A 1,729-nucleotide genomic window follows, 5' to 3' on the forward strand; every position below is an offset into this window, starting at 1 on the left:
GCTCGTCCACGTGCAGGGTCTGCGGCAGCAGCCCGTTGCGCATGGCCATGACCATCTTGATGATGCCGCCGACGCCGGCCGCCGCCTGGGTGTGGCCGATGTTGGACTTGAGGGAGCCGAGCCACAGCGGCTGGTCCTCCGGCCGGTGCTGCCCGTAGGTGGCCAGCAGCGCCTGGGCCTCGATCGGGTCGCCCAGCGTCGTGCCGGTGCCGTGGGCCTCCACGACGTCCACGTCCGCCGCGTCCAGACGGGCGTTGGCCAGGGCCTGCCGGATCACGCGTTCCTGCGAGGGGCCGTTGGGTGCGGTCAGGCCGTTGCTGGCGCCATCCTGGTTGATGGCGGAGCCGCGCAGCACCGCGAGCACCTGGTGGCCATTGCGGCGGGCGTCCGACAGCCGCTCCAGCAGCACCAGGCCCACGCCCTCGCCCCAGCCCGTCCCGTCGGCCGACGCAGCGAACGCCTTGCACCGCCCATCCGGCGACAGCCCCCGCTGCCGGCTGAACTCCACGAACATGCCCGGGGTGGCCATGATGGCGGCGCCGCCCGCGAGCGCCATCCCGCACTCGCCCTGCCGCAGCGCCTGGGCGGCGAGGTGCAGGGCGACCAGCGACGACGAGCACGCCGTGTCCACCGACACGGCCGGGCCTTCGAAGCCGTAGGTGTACGCCACCCGGCCCGAGGCCACGCTCACCGTGCTGCCGGTGAGCAGGTATCCGTCCATGCCGTCCGCCGGCTCGTACAGCCGAGGGCCGTACTCCTGGGACATCACGCCCACGAAGACGCCGACCGGATCGCCACCGAGACCGGCAGGGTCGATCCCGGCGTTCTCGAACGTCTCCCAGGAGGTCTCCAGCAGTAGCCGCTGCTGCGGGTCCATGGCCGCCGCCTCGCGCGGGGAGATGCCGAAGAAGGCGGGGTCGAACTGGGTCGCGTCGTGGAGGAAGCCGCCGGAGCGGGTGTAGGTGGTGCCGGGGTGCGCCGGGTCGGGGTCGTAGAGACCGGCGAGATCCCAGCCCCGGTCCTCGGGGAAGCCGGAGATCGCGTCGCGGCCCTCGGCCACCAGCCGCCACAGCTCGTCGGGCGAGCTGGCGCCGCCGGGGTAGCGGCAGGCCATGCCGACCACGGCGATGGGCTCGTCATGGGCGGCCGCCGCCACGGCGCGGTCGGCGGCCGCGTCGCTGGAGAGCTGCCCGCGCAGGTAGCGGACCAGCGCGGTCGGCGTCGGGTGGTTGAAGAGGAGCCCGGCGGGGAGGTTCAGGCCGGTGGAGGCGCTGAGGCGATTGCGCAGGTCGAGCGAGAGCGCCGAGTCGAAGCCGAGGTCCTTGAACGTCTGGGACTCGTCCACCGCGTCCGGGGTGACGTGGCCCAACGCGATGGTCACGTTCATCCGCACGATCTCGCGCAGGGCCGACTCCAGCTCGCCGTCGCTGAGCTTGGCGAGCCGCTGGGCGGCGGTCAGCTCCTCGGCGTCCGGATCGTCTGGGGCGTCCGGCTCCGGGGCGGCGGAGAGGGCGGGGCGGGGTGCGGCGGCTGTGGCTTCGAGCCAGTGACGCCGACGCTGGAAGGCGTAGGTCGGCAGGGCGATGCGCTGGCCGCCGACCGGCCAGTCGATGGTGAGGCCGTGGGTGTGTGCGTGGGCGAGGGCGTGGGGGAGGTGGTCGCCGTGGTCGCGGCGGAGGGTGGGGAGGATGGCGGTGGGGGTGGGGTGTTGGTCGAGGGTGTGCTGGAT

Annotated in this window: 1 protein-coding gene; it reads right to left on the minus strand. The window is 73.6% G+C overall.

What is annotated here, in order from left to right:
* The coding region (locus ACTWQH_RS32680; RefSeq protein ID WP_443290442.1) for a type I polyketide synthase at window positions 1-1,729 on the minus strand (1,729 nt) is incomplete at both ends.

This window comes from Streptomyces sp. 6N223 (assembly GCF_052246635.1).
Taxonomy (GTDB): Bacteria; Actinomycetota; Actinomycetes; order Streptomycetales; family Streptomycetaceae; genus Streptomyces.